The 21753-nt window shown below is 42.4% G+C and carries 22 protein-coding genes and 2 pseudogenes; 12 read left to right on the forward strand and 12 right to left on the reverse strand.

Translation table 11 applies throughout. The features are described 5' to 3' along the window. The first annotated feature begins 176 nt into the window (after positions 1 to 176). Positions 177 to 302: a hypothetical protein gene (locus H6G32_RS27085; RefSeq protein ID WP_255502418.1), complete on the forward strand. Its 126-nt coding sequence runs from the start codon at positions 177 to 179 to the stop codon at positions 300 to 302. A 443-nt stretch (positions 303 to 745) separates the two neighbouring features. Here the strand turns inward: H6G32_RS27085 and H6G32_RS26730 are convergent. Both H6G32_RS26730 and H6G32_RS26735 read right to left on the reverse strand, forming a co-directional pair. Further along, positions 746 to 1130 (reverse strand): annotated as a pseudogene (locus H6G32_RS26730) (ISKra4 family transposase); the annotation flags it as partial. Next, positions 1109 to 1210, reverse strand: a pseudogene (locus H6G32_RS26735) (IS630-like element ISAcma27 family transposase); the annotation flags it as partial. The pseudogenes H6G32_RS26730 and H6G32_RS26735, both read right to left, overlap by 22 nt. Positions 1211 to 1613: 403 nt before the next feature. Here H6G32_RS26735 and H6G32_RS11250 point away from each other — a divergent pair. The 11 genes from H6G32_RS11250 (at position 1614) to H6G32_RS11300 (ending at position 15464) form a co-directional block, all read left to right on the forward strand. Continuing rightward, the gene (locus tag H6G32_RS11250; protein WP_190458133.1) at positions 1614 to 1976 is read left to right on the forward strand and encodes a hypothetical protein; all 363 of its coding nucleotides are present in this window, start codon (positions 1614 to 1616) and stop codon (positions 1974 to 1976) included. A gap of 209 nt (positions 1977 to 2185) precedes the next feature. Beyond that, complete coding sequence (locus H6G32_RS11255; protein ID WP_190458135.1) at positions 2186 to 3469, forward strand: cytochrome P450; 1284 nt, start codon at positions 2186 to 2188, stop codon at positions 3467 to 3469. A gap of 56 nt (positions 3470 to 3525) precedes the next feature. After that, positions 3526 to 4353, forward strand: a complete 828-nt coding sequence (locus tag H6G32_RS11260) for a class I SAM-dependent methyltransferase (protein WP_190458137.1) — start codon at positions 3526 to 3528, stop codon at positions 4351 to 4353. Positions 4354 to 4383: 30 nt separating this feature from the next. Beyond that, positions 4384 to 5655, forward strand: coding sequence for a S8 family peptidase (locus H6G32_RS11265; protein ID WP_190458139.1), 1272 nt, complete (start codon positions 4384 to 4386; stop codon positions 5653 to 5655). 596 nt (positions 5656 to 6251) lie between these two features. Beyond that, positions 6252 to 6497, forward strand: coding sequence for a hypothetical protein (locus H6G32_RS11270; protein ID WP_190458141.1), 246 nt, complete (start codon positions 6252 to 6254; stop codon positions 6495 to 6497). A 24-nt stretch (positions 6498 to 6521) separates the two neighbouring features. Next, positions 6522 to 8771 carry a TOMM precursor leader peptide-binding protein gene (locus tag H6G32_RS11275; protein ID WP_190458143.1) on the forward strand — a complete coding sequence of 750 codons (2250 nt, stop codon included), beginning with the start codon at positions 6522 to 6524 and terminating at the stop codon, positions 8769 to 8771. A 59-nt stretch (positions 8772 to 8830) separates the two neighbouring features. Next, positions 8831 to 10246: a SagB family peptide dehydrogenase gene (locus H6G32_RS11280; protein WP_190458145.1), complete on the forward strand. Its 1416-nt coding sequence runs from the start codon at positions 8831 to 8833 to the stop codon at positions 10244 to 10246. A gap of 19 nt (positions 10247 to 10265) precedes the next feature. Continuing rightward, positions 10266 to 11525: a coproporphyrinogen-III oxidase family protein gene (locus H6G32_RS11285; RefSeq protein ID WP_190458147.1), complete on the forward strand. Its 1260-nt coding sequence runs from the start codon at positions 10266 to 10268 to the stop codon at positions 11523 to 11525. Between the two features lie 81 nt (positions 11526 to 11606). After that, positions 11607 to 13091, forward strand: a complete 1485-nt coding sequence (locus H6G32_RS11290) for a radical SAM protein (RefSeq protein ID WP_190458150.1) — start codon at positions 11607 to 11609, stop codon at positions 13089 to 13091. Between the two features lie 377 nt (positions 13092 to 13468). Further along, a complete protein-coding gene (locus H6G32_RS26740) occupies positions 13469 to 14941 on the forward strand; it encodes a YifB family Mg chelatase-like AAA ATPase (protein WP_190458152.1) in 1473 nt (490 codons plus the stop codon). Positions 14942 to 15059: 118 nt separating this feature from the next. Continuing rightward, a complete protein-coding gene (locus tag H6G32_RS11300; protein WP_190458154.1) occupies positions 15060 to 15464 on the forward strand; it encodes a hypothetical protein in 405 nt (134 codons plus the stop codon). 152 nt (positions 15465 to 15616) lie between these two features. Here the strand turns inward: H6G32_RS11300 and H6G32_RS11305 are convergent, their stop codons facing one another. The 10 genes from H6G32_RS11305 to H6G32_RS11350 form a co-directional block, all read right to left on the reverse strand. Next, a complete protein-coding gene (locus H6G32_RS11305) occupies positions 15617 to 16129 on the reverse strand; it encodes a thermonuclease family protein (RefSeq protein ID WP_190458156.1) in 513 nt (170 codons plus the stop codon). 78 nt (positions 16130 to 16207) lie between these two features. Further along, complete coding sequence (locus H6G32_RS11310) at positions 16208 to 16438, reverse strand: hypothetical protein (RefSeq protein WP_190458158.1); 231 nt, start codon at positions 16436 to 16438, stop codon at positions 16208 to 16210. 43 nt (positions 16439 to 16481) lie between these two features. Beyond that, positions 16482 to 17462, reverse strand: coding sequence for a hypothetical protein (locus H6G32_RS11315; RefSeq protein ID WP_190458161.1), 981 nt, complete (start codon positions 17460 to 17462; stop codon positions 16482 to 16484). A 39-nt stretch (positions 17463 to 17501) separates the two neighbouring features. After that, complete coding sequence (locus H6G32_RS11320) at positions 17502 to 18521, reverse strand: DUF5131 family protein (protein ID WP_190458163.1); 1020 nt, start codon at positions 18519 to 18521, stop codon at positions 17502 to 17504. Between the two features lies 1 nt (position 18522). Further along, on the reverse strand, positions 18523 to 18840 hold the full coding sequence (locus H6G32_RS11325) for a hypothetical protein (protein WP_190458164.1): 318 nt from the start codon (positions 18838 to 18840) through the stop codon (positions 18523 to 18525). A gap of 76 nt (positions 18841 to 18916) precedes the next feature. Then, entirely contained in the window at positions 18917 to 19225 is a 309-nt protein-coding gene (locus H6G32_RS11330) for a hypothetical protein (RefSeq protein ID WP_190458167.1), read from the reverse strand. Positions 19226 to 19316: 91 nt separating this feature from the next. Further along, positions 19317 to 20033, reverse strand: coding sequence for a 3'-5' exonuclease (locus H6G32_RS11335; protein ID WP_242046565.1), 717 nt, complete (start codon positions 20031 to 20033; stop codon positions 19317 to 19319). Positions 20034 to 20091: 58 nt separating this feature from the next. After that, on the reverse strand, positions 20092 to 20292 hold the full coding sequence (locus H6G32_RS11340) for a hypothetical protein (protein ID WP_190458169.1): 201 nt from the start codon (positions 20290 to 20292) through the stop codon (positions 20092 to 20094). An 86-nt stretch (positions 20293 to 20378) separates the two neighbouring features. Further along, positions 20379 to 21260 (reverse strand): DUF5895 domain-containing protein, encoded by an 882-nt coding sequence (locus H6G32_RS26745; RefSeq protein WP_242046566.1) that lies wholly within the window; start codon positions 21258 to 21260, stop codon positions 20379 to 20381. Between the two features lie 65 nt (positions 21261 to 21325). Beyond that, positions 21326 to 21745, reverse strand: a complete 420-nt coding sequence (locus tag H6G32_RS11350; RefSeq protein ID WP_190458171.1) for a hypothetical protein — start codon at positions 21743 to 21745, stop codon at positions 21326 to 21328. Positions 21746 to 21753 lie beyond the last annotated feature (8 nt).

Raw genomic sequence — 21753 nt, forward strand, 5'->3', positions numbered from 1 at the left:
CCCCGTCCTGTCAAACCTATGGTTTGAATTAGTTGGGGGTCAATTCGTCGTCGCCCAAAAATTCATCCCACACTCCTAAGAGTGAGTGTGGGGCTTCTTTTCGTTTAAGCTAAAACTTTTGATTGGGTATAATCAACAAACGCAAAATCTACAATAGACTTATCCGTAAATGTGAAATGCATACTGTACTTGTAAAATTTTGGGAAAATGAAGGTGTAATCAATTCACTTTCAGATATTACTGATAGTCAAGCCTATGCTCGTGAGTTACGTCATCAGGCTGAAACACGGGAGCGATCGTAGGTAAATTCCATGTATTTATTGGATTCTGACGCTGAGATATTTTACCTTCAAAGTAGGAATCGATGATCTTCTGACGTAAGTCGAGTGAGTATGCCTTCATTTCTATTGGATAATAAAATGTACAACCTATTTATCAACTGTACCTCACTAGACCGGGAACTGCTATATTTTGGATTTCTATTACTATTTCATCATCAGTGATAAAATGGTAATTAACGACCTTAATATCTTCGAGATTAATAACTTTATTAATAAAATGAAGCAAGGGATTTAGATGGCATACTTATTACAACAGTGATTTTTATTTCAATATTTTTTATAGTGTTAATTAATCTTGAATCTTCTTCAAAGACTCGTTTTAGGCTGTTAATTACTATAAATTTATTGGCAGCTATTTATTTTATTTATATTATTTTATCATAACCACTCTGGGAGAGCCTTAAATCTTCAATTTTTGATAATACCTTAAATACATTGCCATGCCACAAATACCAGTTTAAATAAGTTAAATCTTTTTAGATGGATTAGCTTGAAATACCTGTTTCCAAATCTTCTTTACTGATACCTTATTGTGATGTGAAACCAATGGAGTATATGTTCTGCATTAGGGTTAAGATAATACTATAGGTCACATATACTTTCTTCACCATCTGATAAAAATGTGACCTGTTGGTTCATTTGCATCCCTTGGGATTTTAACACCTCAAATACACGACGTTGGGGTTTGGTGTCGTAGTAATAAACCATCCCAAAACGCTTGGATGTACCGTCGGCTTTTATACTCTCGCCTGCGATAACTTGAATTCGGCTCGATCTTTTATTTTTTCTGACACCGTTGTGGCTGTCCTTAACTCAAATAAAGTTCTATCTTCTTCCTGGTTCAAAAATACCCTAAGACGTGCTGGCATTTTTTATATTTACTTATCCTATTTACTGGATTTACTTATTGTTACACATTTTACTTATCTCACGCCCACCTACTTATTTAAATAAAAAATGGTGTGCATATATATTGACAAAAATTTTGGAATATATGAATGTGATAAGAGCATTATTAAAGCCTGAACTAAATGTTTTTTATGAGTAGCCAACAAGCTCATCATCAACAACTCGCCTAACTTAATACTGAATAGTTGAGGGATGTTTACGTATGCTTACCCTACCGCCAAAAGTTTTTCCATGTCAATTTGCTATGAACTTATGCAAAGCTGTACTTAGGGAAATAAAGGTAAATACAACCACTTAAACTTTATAACTTGACAGATCAGATATTTGTTCCTGATTTGAGCCAACTTTTTTAAGGAGAGCGTTATGCCAACTGCAATTGAGAATCAGTTTGTACACAACTACTCTAAGTTATTAATTCAAGCTTGGACAGATCGAACTTTTATGGCGCGACTAGAAGCGCAACCAACTCAAGTACTTAAAGAATTTGGAATTGCAATACCTCCCAATGCAAGGATTGATATTGTCAAACAGGTAGCTGACCCAAGTTCTGCGTCCTTGAAAGTACAGGTTGATGGTTGGAAACAAGTGGAGCAAACAGGGGTTTTACAACTATTTGTTCCTCAACAGCCTCAACTATTCCAACAAACGTCCTCTGGTGCTACAGAATTTGATGTTCAAGATGTAACAGCTTGTTGCTGCTGTTGCCCATGCTGCACCTGCACTTAACTTGCACAATGTATACAGAAGCCATCGCAAATAATGCTCCTTGTAACTACAGGGAAAATCACTATTCCTATTGGATAAGCATTCTAGACAACCTTTTGAGCTAATTGTCGTTTAAAAGAGTGTTATGACTTAGCCGATGCTCATCAAAACCTAATGCTATGTCCTATCTAACTCCCTCGCTTAAGCTCCCGCCTGGACCAAAAGAAAACGTGTCAGTCAGCGACTTAAAGAAAGACTCGCTTAAGTTTCTGCTGCACTATACCCAAACCTATGGGGATATTGTCCACTACCGCGCCGAGTCTTGGTTGGTAATTTTGGTCAATCATCCCAACTATATTAAGCACGTTTTACAGGAAAAACATCATAACTATACCAAGGAAGGTACTCCTGATTTGATGATGCTTAAGCCGATGCTTGGCGAGGGATTAATGACCAGTGAGGGAGATTCTTGGTTTCAACAGCGTCGGCTAATACAACCCGCCTTTCATCGGGAGCGCATCGAAGCCTTCAGCACCACCATCACGGATGCAACTCAGTCCATGTTGCAGCAGTGGAAATTAATTGCTGATCGAGATAAACCTTTAGAAATTGCTGAGGAGATGACTCGCTTAACTCTACAGGTTGTCGCCCAAGTATTGTTTGGGGTCGATCTAAATTGCGAAGCCGACAACTTTGGTCAGTCGGTTGGGGTTATCAATGAGTGCATGGCGCATTTTGACCCCAATAATCAAGATCAGCTTCGAGAGTTTCGAGAGGCAATGACAACCCTGAATCGGCTTGTCTACAAAATTATTCAGGAACGTCGTTGCCAGAACGAAGACAAAAGGGATTTGCTTTCGATGATGATGCTGGCAACTGACGAAAAAACACAAGAGAAAATGAGCGATCGCCATTTGCAGGAACAAATATTCACACTGCTTATGGCTGGTCACGAAACTACGGCAAAAGCTTTGACATGGACACTATACTTACTTGACCAACATCCTGTCGTAGCTAAACAGTTACAGGACGAGTTAGCAACCGTATTGAAAGGGCGTATCCCTACGTATCAAGACCTTCCTAACTTGACCTATACCTGGATGGTCATTCAAGAGTCGATGCGTCTGTATACTCCTGTATGGATGATGTCGCGTCTGTGCCGCGCAGACGATGAAATCGGTGGTTACCACATACCTGCCAACGCTCTTGTCTTGATTAGTCCCTATGCCATGCATCGCCATCCAGGCTTTTGGCAAGAGCCAGAACAGTTTAACCCAGAGCGTTTTCGCCCAGAAGCAGTAGCCGAGCGATTGCCCTATACATATTTACCTTTCAGTGGTGGTCAAAGACAGTGCATTGGTTTGACGTTGGCAAGGGTAGAAACTCATTTAGTTCTGGCAACTTTAGCCCAACAATACCAACTTCGTCTCATTCCTGACCATGCTGTCGAGCCGGAAGCATTAGTCACACTGCGACCGCACTTTGGTTTGCCGATGACCGTACACTCGCTTTAAACTGAGTTGCTAACGTCACCTAATCAAGCTAAATCAAAAAATAAGGGGAGTTAAGGATGGCTTCGTGTGATTCTTATGATGCCAATCTTAAATATCGCGGTTGGGATGCTGAAATTGAGCGTTTGCAAGCCCAGGCTCTTCTCAGTTGGGAGCAAGAAGCCCGTCTCCTAAACTGGCTAGGGTTACAAAATGGTATGTCTTTACTTGAGTTAGGAAGTGGACCAGGTTTTGTAACGGGTAAGCTTTTATCCCTGTTACCAAATAGTTCCATTACATCGGTAGAGATTGATCCAAAGATGCATAAAAGGGCTAAACAACATTTAGGTGATAGTGGCTTGAATCGACTCACTCAAGTTGAGGCATCGGTCATGAATATGTGTTTACCTGAACAACATTATGACTTTGCGATCGCTCGCTTGATTTTTCAGCATCTGAGCAACCCAATTGAAGCAGCTAAGGAGGTGTTGCATGTCCTAAAACCCGGCGGTAAATTAGCGATAATTGACCTTGATGCTGCCCTTTGGGGAATTGTGGAACCCTATATTCCCGAACTTCAAACGATTTATGCAAAGTCTACTCAAGCACAAACTGCTCGTAAAGGAAATCAGTTTATTGGTAGACAGTTATGGCGGATTCTCCAATCTGCTGGATATACGAATCTCCAGCTCGAAGCATTTGTATACCATAGCGACGCACTTGGACTTGAGCCGTTTATTTCCCAGATGAATCCTGACCGTTTACTACCAGCAGTTTGGGTAGATTGCGTATCTTTGGAGGAATTTGCGACAGCCCATGTTGCTTACCAGCGCTTTCTAAAATCACCCGATGCCTACGTTTTAATGCTGGGGCTAATAGCTTGTGGAGAAAGACCAACAAATTTATAGAAGGGAAACGAATAAAATTAGGAGAACCCGATGATTAATAGTGGATCCCCAGTTATACCACCCACTCAACCATCGACCGAACCAACAACTACTGGCAAATTTATCGTTCTATTCGATAATAATCGCTCTCATGTACTGAATAATCTCTTTAGTGAGAATAGAATAGCTGTATCTAGTACTGCAGAAAATAACCATGAATTGTCGAATCTGTTTTTAGAACCTAGCAATGCCCTGATTTTGCACAATCTTAACGTTGCAGTAGTTAATGCAAGTGCAGCGGATTTATCAAACCTTAGTACAGCTGATGTTGTGGGCGGAAATCCCATCCTTACCTTTGAGGCAGAGCGGTTTGTTTCTATACAAACAACTACTGCTTCTACGGAGGTTACTAGGGTCGATGAGTCCCAGGTAACTTGGGGTCTTGATAGGACGAAAATTCCTGCCTGTCCCTTTAGTGGTCGTGGCATTCGAGTCGCGATTCTGGATACAGGTCTTGACATGAATCATCCTGATTTTGCCAATCGCCAGATAGTCAGTCAATCGTTTATAGAGGGTGAAAGCGCTCAAGATGTATATGGTCATGGGACACACTGTACAGGCACATCCTGTGGTTCGAGTCGCCCTACACAGCTTCCACGCTACGGAATTGCCTACGAAACAGCAATCTACGTTGGCAAAGTACTCAATAATGAACAAGGAAAAGGTACAGACGGTTCGATTCTGGCTGGAATCAACTGGGCTGTCGATAATAATTGTCAGATTATCTCGATGTCACTTGGCGCTCGCGTTGCTGTTGGACAAGCATTTTCTCAAATTTACCAGACAATAGCTAAGCGTCTGCTGGAGCGAGGAACGTTAATCATTGCCGCTGCGGGAAACGATAGTTGGCGTAACTTAATCGAGAACCCCATTGTTAACCCAGTAAGTCATCCAGCAAACTGTCCATCTATAATGGCTGTTGGTGCAGTGGATTCTGAATTGCAAATCGCTTGGTTCTCGAATCGAGGGATTGACCGTAGTACTGGTGGGGAAGTTGATATTGTCGCACCAGGAGTTAAAGTTTATTCTAGCTGGCCATTGGAGAAGAAGTACAACATTCTCGATGGTACTAGCATGGCTACTCCTCATGTTGCTGGAATTGCCGCACTGCTAGCACAAGCCCATCCAGATGCTAGGGGTAAAGCTCTATGGGATTTACTTACAAGCACAGCTAAATCTCTTCCCCCTCTTGATGTTGCAGATGTAGGTGTAGGACTAGTTCAGGCTCCCAATACTGCTAATTCAGGAGCTATACTTCCGTAGAAAATGACCCCCTGACTGTCTTATGGTGATATCGTTTATTCCAAAGAAGCCTTTCTTGAACAGGGAGAGCGGGGGAGTGAAGAAGAAGAGTAATTTTCTTTCTCCCCCAGCCTCAAGAGCTTTCTTGCTTCATTCTTCAAAATACTAATTAGACAGTTTGGGAAAATCACACAGAAATGAAGTTCCTGGGCTGACCTATCAAAGAGTCGCAACTGAAGGTTTAAGTGGTCAGACGGAGAATCCGGTCTAGCTCAGAAGCTAGTGGTGGCAAGTCCGCTTCGTTGATCGGACTTTTGGGAAAGCATTTGAGCGATCGCAAAATACTGGAGTCCTCTACAAAGACGGGAAAAATTTAAAATAGATAAAATTTGGCTTGGAGAAATGACTTTGAAAGATGAGGCAATAACTGATTAATTCCACTGGGATAAATTCTTCCATTCCCATGTTTTAGACTCTCTGGCTGCCTTTTGTTTCTAATGTATCCGGTATCACACCAGGAGGTTAACGGAAGCTAACTAAATACTTTTACTCAAGTAGCTGCTCATGTTAACGCATGGGTCAAAACTGCAAAAGTATAGTCAGGAGCAAAAGCATAGATGGAGCCCGCAGAATACGTCATTTCTATTAAAGAAGAGAGCCTTGATTCTATACCTAAAATCATCGAACAATTAAATTCATTAGGTGCAACAAATGTCAAGACACTATCTAGTCTTGGCATTATCATCGCTTTTCTCACTAAGGATACTGTTGATGTTGTCTCTAAAATTGAAGGAGTCGCGGGCGTAGAACCCTCAAGAGATATACGCATATCAACACCAAATGAAAATACAGACTTCATATAAATAATTAACAAAGCAAAAGCCCATATGCTCACCAAACCCCAGTGGAAACAATCGTTTCATGTGGAGATACTAGAACCTGAGAATGTATGTCTTCTGACGGAGACTGGATATACGGTATTGACGGGTTGTGCATACTGCTCGCTGGCTCCTTTATTAAATGGTCAACACAGCACCGAAGAATTAATCAGTCTTCTGGCTGATAAGATGTCAATCCCCGAAATCTACTATGCCCTACATTTGTTAGAGCGGGATGGGCACATCATTGAATCCGACTCTGTACCAACTGAAATCGCTGCATTTTGGCATACTTTAGGCACTGATACGAAGACGGTTTCCCATCGCTTGCAGAATATTTGCGTGTCGGTGAGAACCCTCGGTAACGTCGATGCTGCCCCCCTCGTAAACATTTTGCAAGGTCTGAATATTCAAGTTGCTGCCGATGGAGACTTTGAAATCGTTCTGACTGATGACTATCTACAAGAAGGACTCGAACAACTCAATCAGCAAGCACTGGGAACGAATCGTTCCTGGATGTTGGTCAAGCCAATTGGCACAAAACTTTGGCTGGGTCCTATCTTTCGACCGGGAAAAACAGCCTGTTGGCAGTGCCTGTCTCAACGGTTACAAGCTAACCGTCAAATGGAAAGCTATTTGCTCAAACAGAAAAACACCTCAAAACCCCTGCCCACAAGTCGGGCAGCTCTGCCAGCTACCCAGCAGATAGCTTTGCAGATAGTTGCTCTACAAATTGCCAAAACCATTGTATTAAACCAAAATGACACACTTGAAAATTGCGTAGTACTTTTTGACACTATCACCCTCGAAACCGAAAAACATACGCTTGTTCGCCGCCCTCAATGTTCAGCCTGCGGTAATCGCAATTATCATACTATTCCTAAACCAATTGTTCTACAGAGTCAAAAGAAAGCCTTTACTCGCGATGGAGGACATCGAATTGCCTTGCCAGAAGAAACCTTAAAAATATACCAGCATCATATTAGCCCAATTACTGGGGTTGTGAGTTCCCTGTTTCGCACCTCGGAGGATAAGAATGAGGGATTGGTTTACAGCTACAATGCCGGACATAATTTCGCTTTGATGAACAATAACCTGTTTTTTCTGCTCAAAAACCTGCGGGGTAGGAGTGGAGGTAAAGGGATGACAGATATCCAGGCGAAAGTGAGTGGGCTATGTGAAGCTATCGAACGGTACTCTGGTGTTTTTTGGGGTGATGAAATTAGCAAAGAGGCAACATATCAGGAGATCGAGACAATCGCTTTACACCCGAACAGCTTGATGTTATTTAGCGAGGAACAATATAAAAACCGTATTACTTGGAATCATGCCCATGATTCTGCCTATCATCGAATTCCCATCCCCTTTGATGAAAGTCGGAAAATTGCTTGGACACCAGTATGGTCGTTGACGCATCGTGAGTTCCGTTATGTACCAACAGCTTACTGCTATTACGGGCATCCTGACCTGAAAGAAAGTTTCTTCTGTACTTGTGATGCCAATGGAAATGCTGCGGGCAACACTATAGAAGAAGCAATTCTACAGGGATTGATGGAACTAATCGAGCGCGATAGCGTCGCCCTTTGGTGGTATAATAAAGTGCAACGACCAGCGGTAGATTTGGCGAGCTTTAATGAGGCATACTTTGACGCGCTGCAAGGTTTTTACCGGAGTATCAATCGCGATATTTGGGTTGTAGATATTACAAGCAATCTCGGTATTCCTGCCTTTGCTGCCATTTCTAGACGCACCGATAAAGCCATCGAAGATATTGTTCTCGGATTTGGTGCCCACTTAGACCCCAAGCTAGCCGTGATGCGGGCGCTTACGGAAGTGAACCAGTTTCTACCTGCTGTGAGGCGCTCTATGGCAGACGGTGCGACCCTTTACTGGTTTGACGATACAGAAGCGATTCAATGGTGGAAAACTGCCACCGTCGCGGAGCATTCCTATCTCCTGCCGAATAACAGCATCAAGAGCAAAAAGCTATCAGATTATGCCCAATTATCTAGCGATGACTTACTAAACGATATACAGACCTGTGTCGATTTGCTATGGAAGCAAGGCATGGAAACTCTGGTACTCGATCAAACTCGTCCAGATATTGGGCTAAGTGTCGCGAAGGTGATGGTTCCTGGCCTTCGCCATTTCTGGAAACGTTTTGGAGGGGGTCGCTTATACGATATTCCTGTGGCTTTAGGGTGGCTGACCAAACCACTAACGGAGTCACAGCTCAACCCGATTGGAATTTTCTTTTAGATGGATTTCTCCTAACTCTTCAAGTCTCCTTTTTTACTTTAAATCAACCCCAAATTTCCATGTCCCTATCCCATGTGCTATCGCTTAGGCAAGATGTCAAGCTAGTTGAACGCCCTAGTAGTGAGGTGGCGTTGCAGGGCCCTCAAATTGACTTTGTATTTAACCCCTTGCCAACGGGAGTGCTAGCAGCCTTAAGAAAACTGTTAGCAGACGGAGCTACTGAACAGGAACTAAGTTATTTAGTAACGCAAGAAGAGGGAATCTCTGTAGTACCGTACCTTTATTTATGCCTATACCATCTCAATGCACTAAATGTGATTTGTCGCACTATTCGATATAATCATTTTCCCTTAGCTACCCTAATACCAATTTCATCTCAACATCATTACCAAGGTTATGAGGTTATACCGGATACCCCATATGTCTTATCTCGCTTTGTCTATTGTCGCCAGGAGAACAACCAAATTGTTTTGGAATCGCCCCTAGCGCATGAGAAAGTAGTATTACATAATTGGCAAGCTTCAGCACTGTGGGCAGAACTGAAAGTTCCGCGAAACTGCTATGAACTGTCTCAAGTCATCTCTGGGGTTTCTGTCGAATTAGTTGAGGCATTCTTAAATTTACTCCTCAATGCTCAAATGCTGGTAGAAGCTATACCGGGCTATGAGTCGGGAAATAATCATCCTGCTGTGGTTCAGTGGGAATTTCACGATTTACTTTTCCATAGCCGCAGTCGGTTAGGTCGGCACGCGAATCCCTACGGAGGAACATACCGTTTTTTGGGCAAAATTGAACCATTACCGGTAGTTAAGCCAGAATCGGTGATGGTAACAATTCCTTTGTTTGAACCGGATATTCAACACTTGCAGAAAAATGACCTCCCATTTACTTATGTGCTGGAGCAAAGGCGTTCTATTCGTCAACATGGCGAACGTCCGCTTACCCAACAACAACTGGGTGAATTTTTATTCCGAACTGCCAGAGTAAAATTACTAGTACAAAGTGAACATGGACACCTCAGTAATCGCCCTTATCCCAGTGGTGGAGCCATCTATGAGTTAGAGTTATATACTGTGATTAATCAATGTGCCGATTTGAGCGCAGGTCTCTACCACTATTGTCCCCAAAAACACGAACTTGCACAGATATGTGACCTTAACCCGTCTGTACAGACTCTTTTAGAAGCTGCTTGGCATACGACAGAAAGAAAATGCCGACCGCAAGTATTAATTATCATTACGGCGCGTTTTCCAAAAGTGAGTTGGAAATATCAATCGATGGCTTATGCATTAATCCTTAAGCACGTTGGGGTATTGTATCAGACGATGTATCTGGTGGCAACTGCGATGGGGCTAGCACCGTGCGCTTTAGGAGGTGGCGATTCTGATTTATTTGCTCAAGCAGCAGGGTTAGATTACTACAAAGAAACATCTGTGGGAGAGTTTATCCTGGGCAGCTATCTAGAAACTGATTAATTGGTAATGGAGAAATGAAATGAAAAATACCAGCGAACTTGATAAAAGCGGAATTTCTGATTTAGCCATTTATGTTAATATTCCCTTTTGCAATTCCAAGTGTCATTTCTGTCATTATGTTGCGGATATTGACAGTAGAAATTTAGTTGGTCAGCACAATTGGTATAGCGAATATGTTGAGGCGATTAAGAGGCAGATTCTTCACTATCTTCCCCAACTTACAAGCGATGGACACCAAATAAACTCAATCTATTTTGGCGGTGGTACTCCCACTGCTCTGTCCACTGAGCAACTTATAGATATTCTTCAGGTTATTGAATCCAATTCAAAACCTTCGTTACATTTCGGTAGCGTCACACTAGAAACTACACCAGAGAACGCTCCACATCACGACTTTCGCGCCTTGTTAGATGCTGGCTTCAACCGAATTAGCATGGGCGTGCAATCGATGGATAACAATCGTTTGAGAATGATTGGACGCTCGCACTGTGTTGAGCAGGTGCAAAAAGCCATCGAGATTTTTTGGGATGCTGGCTTTACGAATGTGAACATCGATATGATGTTTGGTATGCCTTCGGAGAGTAAAGAAGAAATCTCTCACAATCTAGAAAAGTTAGTTGCGCTTGCAGGCAATCATTACTCGATTTATTTATACGAACCCGACCCCAGAACAGTTATGGCGAAGAGATGTGAGTCTTCCTATACTACCGAAGACTTGTATTCAAAATTCGATCTAGTGCTTAATTACATGGAGAATGCTGGCTATGAGGGCTATAACTGTTTCTACTACGCTAACGACAACTCTCGATGCGACTGCGATGATATTTACTATAACCTTGGAAATGATTGGATAGGGTTTGGGGCTGGTGCCCACTCGCTTTTGCAGCAATGCTTATACCGGACTTCAAGCGACTATAAGCATTTCATTGCCACTCCCCTAACTATAGGTTCTCCTATTCCCGCACGTGAAAATGCAATTTATCTTTACATGACTTCCACTTACCTACTCTACTCTGACAAAGGTCTGAACCTGAATCAGTTTGAACGTATGCTGGGAATCTCGTATCAAGATGCCTTGGCGATGAGCAAGGAACTACAACTTTGGCATGAACATCTGACGACTGAAGGCAATTTGGTGCTTGAAGGAGGGCATTGGCGCTTTCGCAACCGAGAAGACCAGATACGCTATATCTGCCATCATATGGAGCGAAGATTTAAACACGATATCTTGAAAAGCCAGCAATTTGCACAACCCTATGCGCCTCTGTCGTCAAAATAAATTCTGGTTGGAAACGCAAATTTTCCTAATGCCTAAATGGTTTTTTTATTACTAATAAACTCAAAATACAAACGAGAAATTATGAAAATTGGGCTGGTTGAATTACCAGATATACAACTGATTGACCAAAATGGAGAAGATCGAAATTTAGCTAGTGTAGACTATCCGTTATTAAGCAAGCAAATTTTGATGTCGAACTTGGAAGCAGGCGGGTTCGACCCGCATTTGGTGAATCTCAAAATTGGCAGCGATCAAGAAACCTATGGCGAGGTAAAGTGGGGTGGCATAACGCTCACCAAAACGCTCAAAGGCAAGAAGATATCGACGCTAGACCCACAAACTTACGATGCTTGGGGTGTTACCTGTAACTATACGCAACAGCGAGAAGTCGCGTGCATGGTAATTAAGCGACTGAGTAGTGGTGATAGACCAGTTGTCGTCGGGGGTTCAGATGCCATCGCCCAACCCAAAATTTACCTGCAAGCGGGTGCCACCGCAGTAGTGACCGATAAATCCGGCGCTGCCAATTGGGCAATCTTTGATTACGTTCTTGGCAAATCATCGCCAGAGAAGCTCACGGGTGTCATCCTCGCTTCCGGAACTCAATACCCTAACAGCCTCCGCCCACTTAGGCCAGAAGAGTGGTCGCTGCCATCTTTGAGGATAGCCAAGCAATGCTTAACGAACCCATCTTGGATCGCCAAAAAATTCTGTCCTGTAGGCGCAGTGTTTCCTGATATGGGTTGCGATCGCAAGTGTGACTTTTGTCAGACTCCGACTTATAAATTGGGGTATAGCAGGATGTCACCTAAACGGGTGTTGGAGTGGTTTGCATTACAAAAAGAAGCTGGTGGACGGGCAGTGTTAAATTATTCCGATCAATTTCTTGGTCGTGTCCTGTTTCCAGAAGGACGGCAAGAAATTCTAGAAATTATGAACGGGTTACGGGAAATGGAACTGCCTGTTGGCTGGGTCAACGGGTTAGAAATCAAAAAAGCCACACTTGGTCGGGGAATCCGTCCCGATGGCGATTTGAAGCCAGACGAAGAACTGATTCAATCACTTTGGGGGTGGGATGGCAAGGTTGGCTGTTTTTTTGCGTACATTCCTGCTGAACGCCCGTTAGTGGGTCGAGAATCTTACGCCAAACTTTTGCCCTGGAAAGAACACGTAACTATGCTGCGGTCAATCGTGCAAGCAGGTGTGCCAAGAATTTCCTATGGTGTCATTATTGGACTACCGGAAGATAGCCACGACAGTTTGCAGTACTTGGAAGATGCGTTATTGGAACTCCGTCAAGAACTCAAGACCATTAATCCTTCACTGGAATTTGGGGTTGCACCATTTGCCATCTCTCCAATACCGGGCACGCCTCAGGAGCAAAATTTACGGAAGTTGGGGCTGATCCGCTGTGAAGATCCCGTTATTCTTGGGGGGTGGTGGACACCTTGTGCTGATACTTTTCACCTCAGCTTTGAAGATGTTGCCGCGTGGCAGTTCCGTCTCGCTAACCGGGTGACTATACAATCCCATCTCGAAGAAGCTATGCTGTCATTTTACAAATAGTTTTGTAGTATCTGTTGGGAAAATGGAGCCTGTACTCGGAATTAATTAATTCAAAATTGTTTTTATTCTGACTAACAGAATTTTGGGCGTTGCTGATTGAGAATATGAATTTGTTTCGCGCAGAGGCGCAAAGGCTCAAAGGTACGAAGAAAAAGAAGGGTAATTTTGGCATTTCATACTTTGATTCAGCAACGCCGAATTTTGCATTTTGAATTCAAAAAAGGTCATTAAACTGTGCCTCACTCAACAAAGTGCGTATGTAAGCCCCACCACAAGGATTACATCTTTAATTATTCATCCTCTAGTTGTGATTTCACTCATTGTTAATGCACCCAAGAATCTGCTTTGATATTCTTAAGGTTTATTAATATATAAAAATGCTGGCTAGAGTCTGGAGTGCATCAATTGTTGGCATCGATGCCGTTAAGGTAGGGGTAGAAGTCGATGTTTCTGGGGGTTTACCGGGAACTGTTATTTTGGGATTGCCAGATTCAGCGGTTCAGGAATCAAAAGAAAGGGTAAAAGCAACGCTGAAGAATGCGGGTTTTGCTTTTCCCATGCGAAAGATTGTGATTAACTTAACTCCAGCAGATTTACGGAAGGAAGGTCCTGCTTTTGATTTGCCGATTAGTGTGGGAATTTTAGCGGCTTCTGAGCAAGTTAGCGCTGATTTGTTGGGGGATTATTTATTCTTAGGGGAAGTTTCCCTGGATGGTACCTTACGCCCTGTTGCTGGTGTGCTGCCGATCGCAGCGACGGCTCAAAAAATGGGTATTGCTGGGTTAGTTGTGCCGACTGATAATGCTCAAGAAGCGGCGGTGGTGGAAGGTTTGGCTGTTTATGGTTGCAACACGATTGCAGATGTGGTGGATTTTTTGAATAATCCGGGGCGTTACCAACCTGTGAGGGTAGATGAGAATGTAGAGACATTGCAGACAAAGTCTTTACATCATTTGGCAGATTTGCAAGATGTGAAGGGACAGGCTCATGGACGACGTGCTTTAGAAATTGCGGCAGCTGGTGGACATAATTTAATTTTTGTCGGGCCGCCTGGTAGTGGTAAAACTATGTTGGCGAGACGTTTGCCGGGGATTCTACCGCCGTTGTCTTTTGCTGAGTCTTTGGAAGTGACGCGGATTCACTCGGTGGCTGGGTTGCTAAAAAATCGTGGTTCGTTGGTGCGCGATCGCCCTTTTCGCAGTCCCCACCACTCAGCATCTGGGCCTTCTCTCGTTGGTGGCGGTAGTTTCCCCCGTCCTGGAGAGATATCTTTATCCCACTTTGGTATATTATTCATGAACAAGTTTACATTACCGAGTTTAATAATGGGCAAAAAAATTGCTTTTGCATCTGCTGTGTCCGCTGCTTTGTTTTTGATGCCAATGCCAGGTTTCGCCCAGCGCCAGCTAATCACCGGGAAAATTATAAATGTCGGAGATGGTGATACAGTTCGGGCCCAATTTGGGTCTCAAAAAGCCACCATCCGGTTAGCTTGCATTGATGCCCCCGAACTTAAGCAGAAGCCTTGGGGAGGGCGATCGCGTAACAGACTTAAACAACTGCTGCCAGTGGGACAGCCGGTTAAATTTTCCATTAAAGAAAAAGACAGGTACGGGCGGTTTGTTGCTGAGATTTTTTTGGGGAACCGAAACATTAATCTAGTTTTGGTACAGGAAGGCGAAGCCGTGGTTTATCGGCAATATCTCAAAAACTGCCCCGTCAGCCGGGATAGTTTGTTGTCCGAGGAAGCGATCGCGAAAACGAAAAAGCTTGGATTTTGGAACCAACTTAATCCCGTGATGCCTTGGAATTTTCGGCAAAGTAAAAAAGTGCCGACACCAACGCCATAACGATGGGATCGGGTGTGAAAGATAACTGTGTATCAATAAAGATTTTGTGTTGGTCGAAACTACTGTGATTTAAATCACTGACAATCGAGTATTCTTAACAAATGCAGTGGTTTATTTTATGGATAAATTTGACAACTTAGATAGTTTTAATATAAATGGTGAAGAAGAATTAAACAGCCAGCAATTCAATGCTGACAGAAACCTTGAGAACAAAACTCGGATAATCCGATTAGAAGAAATTGTATTTGCGCGGCGAGATTCTTTAACTTCCAGGGTTCGGGCGCTGGAAATATTTCAGGAAGTTGATGAAAATAATTGGAAAAGCTTGCAATCTGAAAAAAACGCTTTGGCTAAAAAGATTGAGATTATTGATACAACAGCCAAAATTCTTAGCATTCCTGGAGGAACTAAAACACTTATAGCGATATTTATGGTACTTCAGTTCGGTTACACTTTCGCCGCAGAAATGGTAATTCACGAGTTTAACTTAGGAGATGTTAAAGAGGCTGTTGAAAAAAGATGAATAAAACCGTTGTTGTTGTTTTAAACAGCAAAAGTTTTTGTACTGACTAGTCCTGACAAGAAAAAGCTACTGTCCGAGGAATTGTTAGTCAATGAACTGGAAAAGTTTTCCCCTCAAGACAATTGTCTTAATAACAATTCTTTTGGGAGTAATTAAACCGCCTTTTTAACTTCATAAGGCAACAGAAAATCAGTTTGCTCCCAGACGCCAGTGCGTTTTAGCCTAGCTTGTACAGTAGCGTTTAAAATTGCACTATATAAAGAAATTTCACTGGCTGAAAGATCATAGCTGTTGGGTGTTTGGAAAAACGGGGATGCGATCGCCATTCCAGTAACACACAGCTTAACCTGAATATTTTGCTTATCTGCCAAATACCAGTCACAAACCCAGCGGTTATACTGGTCAAGTTCGTAGGGAATGACGATGATTTTCTGCAACCCTATTAATTGCCCCAGAAATGATTTGGATTTTGCGCCATATTCCCAATGTTTGAGCAATCTAGAGTCCTGCGATTCATTGCCCTTGCGGGTTTCAGGTGAATCAATCCAGCGTGCGCGGCTGGTAAAGTACTGCCCATTTTGGTTTGTCAATCCTAGGGTATCACCATCGATAAAATTTACTGGTTGACAAACAATTGCTTTTTTAAGAATTAAAGAAACTGTCATATATTTTAGATTAAAAAAAAGACCTTCTCTATTATAGAAAAAGTCTTTTTATTTGGATGTAGTTTTGCAGCGTTTGCTCTAATTTTTTCCTTTTTCAATTTCGTTGAATTTACTCAAAGAAGCTCTGAATAAATCGGATGGTGCTGCGTAATATTCAACCTGTTGCACCTCGAACGTATAAGAATCGATTTCGATGCGATCGCCCTGTTTTACATCGTACCCGTAAGCAGTAATTGTTGTTTCTTCAGCGCTGGTTTCAAAAACATAGTTAAGATTGTTGGTTTGTCCTTTGAAATCGTGGTTTTTCATTTTTTGTGCATGAGTGTTAAAACCAAGAAGCGGTAGACAAAAATTAACCATTTACCAACACAGGTTGAATCCACATCCGCCTTGATTTTTTCCAGCGTTTTCCTTCCCCGGACTCAATAACTCGCCAGTGACCACGCCGCCAATGAGTGTAAGGTGATGCGTGAGTTCTGCTGTTATTGTTTTCACGTTTGTTTTGGTAATTCTTCCCTAGCCACCTTGCGTGGCGGATATTGGAAGAACTATTATTTTTCTGTTTAGGCACACCAAAACCCTTTGGTTGTACCTGTAAGTTTTCTTCAGCAACATCACTAATAAATTCTGGCGAATACTCCAGTGAAAGCAAAATGTTAATGACAATGTTTCTAACTCTTTCAAGAAACACCCTATCTATTTGGTCGATTTTGTTTCTTCCAAGGCTATTGTTATCATTGTGAATCAGTTCGCCAGAGCTAGAAACTGCGGTATTTGAAAGCCAAACTGTTTCTTTTTTGTCAGTGGTTGACCAGTCAAAGGTCAAACCGTTCCCTGAAATAACCGGAACTTTAATGTTTTTCCAATGTGCCGACTCCCATTCAGGATGTTCATCGGTGCTGGAATGAATGCATAAATAGTCTATTTCACCACTGGGCGATCGCAATACTCCACTAGGTAAAGCAACTAAAAATGTTGGTAGAGATGGTTTCCAGCCAGCAAAGACTTCTGGTTTGTGCAAAGCGTCTGTATTGTCAAAAGCTTGGAATAGTTCTTGAGAAATGCAGTACAGCGGCGCATCCTGACAGAACCACAACGCCATTCGGTGACTGTGCAGAAATGCTGATAAATCAGTTTTAGCGTACTCCAGTTGGCAGGTTGATAGGGCAATTCCAGCGATCGCGCTCAATTCATGCCAAGTTATGTACCCTTTGGGAATCTGATAATTTCTATCAGTACGAATTTGCTTTAAGAGTTGCCGTTGGGGCTTTTCAAATAGTTTTAGCGTTCTAAAGCGAGATAAATTATTTGGATCTAAATTGATGTTTTTCATCTTAAATATCTCCAGAGTGTTGCCACCCTGGAGTCGCTTTTATGGATTACGCATTAAAGCCGGGAATTTGGGAAACTCCCTGATGTTGAAGGATTTATCCCACAGTTCCGGCGTTTCACCCTTGGGGTCTACCCTGTAGGTTTTGGATTGTTTCGCCCAAGCTGTGCCCATTTGCTTGCAAAACACTGGAACCTGATTAACCCGACACTCTGAGATTATGCCTGCGATCGCATCCAACCCGCAGTCACGAGCGCCACTGCCAGACTCAGCACCGACCACAACCCAATCAACTCTTTCATGATTTAGGTAAAGGATAGTTTCCTCTAGCAGTGGCTCAACGCTGTACCAAGTTATAAACCCCCGGTTGTGGAGTTTGTACAGGTGTGATGCCCGATTGGTTACAGCTTTCTGATTTTCGATGCTGGCACCAAACCAGCAGTTCTCAAAGGTGAATTTGTCGGGGTAATGTTTGAGTCTATGCAGAATATAAGCGCTGATTTTCCGTGACCTTAGAAACTCATCAGATTCAATTACGCTGGCTATTCGGGCTTTGCAGTTGTTATCTGCTAAATACTTCAGCATTCTGTCCGGTCGTTTCGTCAGAAACTGTAGAGTTTTGTGGGTTGCGATCGCGGCATGAGCAAAAATCACGTCTAACTCTTCATCTGTCACCCAGTCCCCGAAACAATCAGTCATGCTAAAACAGAATATTTTCTCATTTTCAGTGCGAGAAGAAATCCATTGTCTAAGAATATCAACATCTAAAATTAGGTTTTTGGGACGGTTTCCTGTGTATTTTAGGTAAGATGCAAACTTAAAGTAAGCAGACTGGTTGATTTCCTCTGCATAGCAGTTGGCGCACCCCGCCGAGATTTTTTTGCACCAGTGACCGCCGTGAGATATCTTAATTGCGCTGAACCAGAAATTAATTCCAGTTAAAAGGTTAACTGTGCAAAGTTGAAGCCAGAATTTTACGGGAAAATTCTTGTCAAGACTTAGTTTGATTAGGTGTAAAGGATTGCTTGTTTTTTGAGTCCAGGGAATTGTAGTTATACTCATTTTATCTGCCTGAATAGTTTTGAATACAGCGATCGCAAATACACGGACTTACAACGGGCGCACCATTGAACTCAGTTAAGTTTTTCTCTGGTACAGTTTCGCCACAGGCATCGCAAACGCCTTCTGGCTCCTCAGAAATTACTGATTCGTACTCAATAATTTCATCAGAAAGTGTTTTAATTTGACTTTGCAAACCATCAGTGATAGCCTTCTGCAAAAGTGGGTGTAAATTTGTCCCTGGCTGATTATTCTCAAGCCTAAATCGAAGTGATTCAAGCTGCTGTTTCGTTACTAGATATTGCGTTCTATTCTCAATCATTTTTACCTTGTAATAGTTAGGCTAGGATTTCTCTCAACCTAGCGATACATAGTTGATATTTGTGAATTTGTGGAAACTAAACTTTCCAATTATCTGGATTATCTGGTGAAGCTATTATATCTTCATGATCCCAATTTATAGTTTGAAAATGAAATTGTTCTATAGCCATTTCTAGCCCCAACTTCTTGATTTTTTCATCAGTTTCTTCACTCCACATAATTCCGCAAATAATTGCCTCAAGTAAACGAGAATTGCAATCATTTAGCGCGTTTTCGGAGTCGAGGTATTCAATAACTTTAATTAGTCGCTCCTTTGGCAATATCCGACGTTCTAAGCATTTTGCGGTCAATAATGCTTTTGGTTGAAATCCAGTCAGTAGTTTCATGGCAGCCTTTAACAATTAATCAAAATTTTTAAGCGGTAGCATTGGAGAAAGTTAGCGATCGCCCCATCAAGAAGCTATCGCCATAAAACAGTTAAGACAAAATCTCAGTCTTGAAAGACAGCGTTTTCACAAAGCTGTCAAGGTGGCATTCCTTAACTTTTTTCACCCAGACTTTGCGATCGCCATCCCAGAAGAATCCAGCGTCACTTGCCAAGCCGCGATTTTCATAGCTGACCAGCGCTTTAAGTTCAAGCACTGGGGATTTGGCAACAACTGTCGCCGTCTCAAGCATTTCTGGTAGGGATTCTTTTCGGCGATTTAGGCACTCCACCAGCAGCCGCACATCATCCCCAGCCCTATGAGCAGTGCTTACACCGATTCCCATCCACAGCCCTAAATCAACCAGCTTAAAGTTCCCGTGGGGTTTGGCAGGATATCCCCAGTTAATATCCTTCATGGCGCAAATCCATTTAAGGCGTTCCAGGTTCAGCAATTTGTTGACTATGGGTGCATCGAAATCTGCATTAAATGCGATCGCGTAATCGCAGGTTTGAGCAATTCTAGAAATCAAGCTGATTGAATCCCAGGCAATTGAATCTGTATGAGCTATTTGAGTCAGTTGCCACGGAATACCGTTGATTGCTTCTGCTTTGTTGCTGGTCACTGGGAGCAGACTTGACCATGACGCGATCGCTCCAGTTGACTTTATGCTGTCACCAAGTTGATAGAGTGTTGCTGAAATTTCGCAAGGTATACCACTTTCTATGTCTGTGGTTTCGGTGTCGATAACCAGTAATCTCAATTCCATTTTGTTTACCTATGTAAAAATAAATTTTGGTAGGCGGTCGTGCTAGAAATTCCCGCAATTAATGGGCTTCGTACTCTTCAACTACAACCCAGTGACCATTTTGGTATCTTTCAATAGTTACCTTATTGTTGAACGGTTCACCGTCTTCTACTCCGCACCGAGAAAGCCACACCCTCTGTGTTGCTTCCTGAATTTTTAAGTCATCAGCTTGTGCAGTGCATATAGTTTTCAGCTTTTCCAATTCGTCCAGTGTGTACATTTTTCTTTCTAGAAAATTACATCACCTAAAAGCGGTAGCACTGATTTAAAAAAAGAGCCGGGATTTCTCCCAGCCCTAATCAATAATTATTCACTAACACCAGCTATCATTTTGAGTTCGCTAGTAACAGGGTTCAACAGCGCTCTCACTGTTTCGTCGAAGCCAATACTGGTTTCATATTTTTCTGAAACTGCCAGCATTTTCTGCTTCGTTCCCATGAACAGACCTGCAAAGTTTTCAGCGTCAGGCTTAATGTAACTTTCGACTTTGCAGCAGAAAGAACGGTTTTTACCTTCACCTTCTTTGACACCTTTGAAAGCCAAATCAACAATGCAGAGCGATCGCCATTTGTCATTCTTGCTACTGTTTTTGCGATTAAACATTTTTGCAAATGTTGATTCAGCTTGAGAGTAATACTGTTCAAGACATTCCCTGAGACTCCACAGAGCCACATTTTTAAATCTAATTCTGATTGGGGTTTCATGCAAGAAATTGTTTGCAGCATCCAAGAACATTACAAGATGTTCTGATACTGCTTCCATCAGCTTCTTGTCAATTTCTCCAGCGTATTCGTCATACCAACCAATGAGTGTGCCGGACAATTTACCGTTTTCTTCCAGGTCTTTATACCTTAAGTACGGACGAACGCTACCTAAAATAATCATTCTAGCGTTAGGAATAAAGAGTCCTGTTTCAACGCCTCCTGAAAGGTCTTTTTCAACCATTTCAGGACTGCCAAACCAGCCAGTCTTTACTAGATTCTTTTCAGGAATAAATAAGCCTGATTGTTCGGCATTAACGACAATTCCATAAGGGAACCGCTTCGGGCGTCTACAGTTGAACTCTTCGCTCAACAATGAAGGGTCAATTTCAAATTCATTGGCAATGTCATCAGCACCAATATCACCAGCAGCTTCAGCATTAACATCAGCGTCGACTTCGCTAGCAGTGCCATTTTTCTTTGTCATTGTTCGTTACCTAAATTGTAAAATTGGTTAAGTTGTAAAATTCTGAACAGCTTACATTGCAAATATTAACTAACTTGCAGAGAGGCAATCAGCGATCGCATCCTATCCCCTAATCCAGGCTTTCCAGGAATTCCAGAAAAGCTGTAATCAAAGTAATCACCATCACCCTCAATCAGGGAGATAGTAGTAATTACTCCACAAAGCTGGTATTTCTGCTCAACATCAGTTTTGTACTTGAGCCAACCATCCAGAGCGTTTGTAGTCCCGTTGTTTAACAATGCGTTTGATAGCGCACCGCTAACATCTACAAACGTCAACCTCACCCAATACTGAAATTGTGCATTTGGAAAAGGCTGTTCCCATGTGGGATTTGTTGCACTTAGGACAATCATTTGCAAACTAGAGCCTAAGTTTTGTAGACTGCCCTCAGACTCTAGATAAATGATTCCGTCTTTCCGGTTGAATCGATAGTTTTTCAAGTTCATCACCACGA

Origin of the sequence: Cylindrospermum sp. FACHB-282, from assembly GCF_014697195.1 — a bacterium.
Lineage (GTDB): Bacteria > Cyanobacteriota > Cyanobacteriia > Cyanobacteriales > Nostocaceae > Cylindrospermum.

What these genes read in the sequence shown, in the direction of transcription:
- H6G32_RS27085 (WP_255502418.1), top strand. Translation starts at nt 177, where the DNA reads ATGCATACTGTACTTGTAAAATTTTGGGAAAATGAAGGTGTAATCAAT.
- H6G32_RS11250 (WP_190458133.1), top strand. Translation starts at nt 1,614, where the DNA reads ATGCCAACTGCAATTGAGAATCAGTTTGTACACAACTACTCTAAGTTA.
- H6G32_RS11260 (WP_190458137.1), top strand. Translation starts at nt 3,526, where the DNA reads ATGGCTTCGTGTGATTCTTATGATGCCAATCTTAAATATCGCGGTTGG.
- H6G32_RS11265 (WP_190458139.1), top strand. Translation starts at nt 4,384, where the DNA reads ATGATTAATAGTGGATCCCCAGTTATACCACCCACTCAACCATCGACC.
- H6G32_RS11270 (WP_190458141.1), top strand. Translation starts at nt 6,252, where the DNA reads ATGGAGCCCGCAGAATACGTCATTTCTATTAAAGAAGAGAGCCTTGAT.
- H6G32_RS11275 (WP_190458143.1), top strand. Translation starts at nt 6,522, where the DNA reads ATGCTCACCAAACCCCAGTGGAAACAATCGTTTCATGTGGAGATACTA.
- H6G32_RS11280 (WP_190458145.1), top strand. Translation starts at nt 8,831, where the DNA reads ATGTCCCTATCCCATGTGCTATCGCTTAGGCAAGATGTCAAGCTAGTT.
- H6G32_RS11285 (WP_190458147.1), top strand. Translation starts at nt 10,266, where the DNA reads ATGAAAAATACCAGCGAACTTGATAAAAGCGGAATTTCTGATTTAGCC.
- H6G32_RS11290 (WP_190458150.1), top strand. Translation starts at nt 11,607, where the DNA reads ATGAAAATTGGGCTGGTTGAATTACCAGATATACAACTGATTGACCAA.
- H6G32_RS26740 (WP_190458152.1), top strand. Translation starts at nt 13,469, where the DNA reads ATGCTGGCTAGAGTCTGGAGTGCATCAATTGTTGGCATCGATGCCGTT.
- H6G32_RS11300 (WP_190458154.1), top strand. Translation starts at nt 15,060, where the DNA reads ATGGATAAATTTGACAACTTAGATAGTTTTAATATAAATGGTGAAGAA.
- H6G32_RS11305 (WP_190458156.1), bottom strand. Translation starts at nt 16,129, where the DNA reads ATGACAGTTTCTTTAATTCTTAAAAAAGCAATTGTTTGTCAACCAGTA.
- H6G32_RS11310 (WP_190458158.1), bottom strand. Translation starts at nt 16,438, where the DNA reads ATGAAAAACCACGATTTCAAAGGACAAACCAACAATCTTAACTATGTT.
- H6G32_RS11315 (WP_190458161.1), bottom strand. Translation starts at nt 17,462, where the DNA reads ATGAAAAACATCAATTTAGATCCAAATAATTTATCTCGCTTTAGAACG.
- H6G32_RS11320 (WP_190458163.1), bottom strand. Translation starts at nt 18,521, where the DNA reads ATGAGTATAACTACAATTCCCTGGACTCAAAAAACAAGCAATCCTTTA.
- H6G32_RS11325 (WP_190458164.1), bottom strand. Translation starts at nt 18,840, where the DNA reads ATGATTGAGAATAGAACGCAATATCTAGTAACGAAACAGCAGCTTGAA.
- H6G32_RS11330 (WP_190458167.1), bottom strand. Translation starts at nt 19,225, where the DNA reads ATGAAACTACTGACTGGATTTCAACCAAAAGCATTATTGACCGCAAAA.
- H6G32_RS11335 (WP_242046565.1), bottom strand. Translation starts at nt 20,033, where the DNA reads ATGGAATTGAGATTACTGGTTATCGACACCGAAACCACAGACATAGAA.
- H6G32_RS11340 (WP_190458169.1), bottom strand. Translation starts at nt 20,292, where the DNA reads ATGTACACACTGGACGAATTGGAAAAGCTGAAAACTATATGCACTGCA.
- H6G32_RS26745 (WP_242046566.1), bottom strand. Translation starts at nt 21,260, where the DNA reads ATGACAAAGAAAAATGGCACTGCTAGCGAAGTCGACGCTGATGTTAAT.
- H6G32_RS11350 (WP_190458171.1), bottom strand. Translation starts at nt 21,745, where the DNA reads ATGAACTTGAAAAACTATCGATTCAACCGGAAAGACGGAATCATTTAT.